The sequence below is a fragment of the Bradyrhizobium sp. MI1.11 genome, assembly GCF_055811255.1.
Genome location: NZ_JBVVPM010000161.1, coordinates 1 through 1606, shown reverse-complemented (window position 1 = coordinate 1606; position 1606 = coordinate 1). Strand labels below are relative to the sequence as shown.

Annotated in this window: 2 protein-coding genes; both read right to left on the bottom strand. The window is 57.4% G+C overall.

The genetic code is table 11. The features are described from left to right. Positions 1-99 precede the first annotated feature (99 nt). Positions 100-270, bottom strand: coding sequence for a hypothetical protein (locus tag AC0L30_RS42850; RefSeq protein WP_009859264.1), 171 nt, complete (start codon positions 268-270; stop codon positions 100-102). A 702-nt stretch (positions 271-972) separates the two neighbouring features. Continuing rightward, complete coding sequence (locus tag AC0L30_RS42845) at positions 973-1146, bottom strand: hypothetical protein (RefSeq protein ID WP_009859265.1); 174 nt, start codon at positions 1144-1146, stop codon at positions 973-975. Positions 1147-1606 lie beyond the last annotated feature (460 nt).

Below are 1606 nucleotides of genomic sequence, written 5' to 3'. Positions count from 1 at the left end.
TTGCACGCTTCGTTGCGGACGTTCGTTATCGCCTCAAGCGGACCCCATTCAATTCTGACAGCCATTGCTAACCCTCGCTCTTGGGGGAACGCGCGCGGGCTACTGCGGGTCATGCGAGTTGAGGAGCGGTAAAGCCGGCAGATCGATCGGCTCGCCCGGAGGTCGATCAACCCGGTTCGCTTTCTTTCCGCTGACGAGGACACCAATATAGCCGGCACCCACCAGTAGGGCCCCTGCGATCATCAGCCAGTGCGGAAATGCCAAGGACATGGTCGCTGGCCTTAATACCGCGCAGGGGCGGCGGTAGGAGAAACCTATTCAACCATTTCGTGATTGAACAAGTCAAATAGTTAATATTTAATAGCTACATTAACAATTTAATTGTGAGATATTATGAGCGGGGTGCACTTATGCCCTCGATCGAGTCTATGCACTTCAGCAGCACAGGGCCTTCCGACCAGCACCCCTATGATCGCGCGCCGGGGGCGCCTCCTGCGTGGTGTCCTTCGGCAAGTGGGCCAATCGTCGCCGAGCCGGAGGCCGCGAATGACACCGCGGGCGAATGGCCTCTGCTGCCGTTCCCTGATGGTTGGTACGCCACCTGCTGAGTTATCACGCGGCGTCTGCCTCTATGGTGCTGGCAACCGGCAAAGCCGGCACCTGAAAGCGTCTGCGGGCCGGTGGGGTTGCCCATTTAGCACAGTGGCGAGGATTCACCCCAATCAGGGATGATATGTGAGATATACGACAGAGAGTGTCGGAAGAGGCGATACTCTTGAGGCGGGATGATGGGCCTAGTTGCGTCATTTTGCATGTCGGAAGATGTACTTCGCTTCTACCAGTTAGCTGAGGTGTGCAGGGAACGGGCGGCGCAAGCCCGTCAGTCCGTCGATGCGGAGCCGTGGCTAAAGCTTGCTGAGGACTGGCTCGAATTCGCACGAGCCGACCAGCAACGGCGCGACAACGGAGCGCTTACGAGCCGCGCTGCATCCGATGAACGGCGACCAGAAGATCTGGCCGCTCGAGCACTTCCACCAGCTTGTCCAAGATGATGCGCTCGTTATTGCGGGGCCTCGGTTCTAAGTATTCTTCCAAAATGCGCTGGGCGTCACTAACAGCTTGAAGAGCTAGCTGTTCATCCGTCATCTGTTAGCCTCCAGTGGCCATTCAGAACGGAAGAACTTACGTGTAAGATAGTTCCAGATCCCTTAATTGCCGGTTGATGATGCGGTGCTCACGATAGGGGAGGCCGGCGAGTTTTTCTTTGATCAGATCGGACCGGGGCAGGCCAGTCCACGATGACTAAGTTTCACCCATGTGTATGATTCCCTTGGGCGGGGCTTGATTCGACATGCTGGAAGCCATTCTCCTATTGCTGGGAATTGGGGCCGCAGCCCTTCCGCTGATCGCCTTCTGGGGACTGCAGCATCACGTATGACTGCGCCTCGGGGGCCTACCGCCTCGAGGGGCCGCCGGTTGACGCAGCGTGCTTGCTGCACGCGACTGTGATGACTGTTAGGAAATACCCTGCAAGCGAGGGCTTTGCTTAATTGGCCGAGCGGGAGTGAGGCTCGATATGGGGTATTTTTTTGTGCGGCCTCGGATG

Coding starts and splice junctions, on each gene's coding strand:
- AC0L30_RS42850 (WP_009859264.1), bottom strand. CDS start 270: ATGTCCTTGGCATTTCCGCACTGGCTGATGATCGCAGGGGCCCTACTG.
- AC0L30_RS42845 (WP_009859265.1), bottom strand. CDS start 1,146: ATGACGGATGAACAGCTAGCTCTTCAAGCTGTTAGTGACGCCCAGCGC.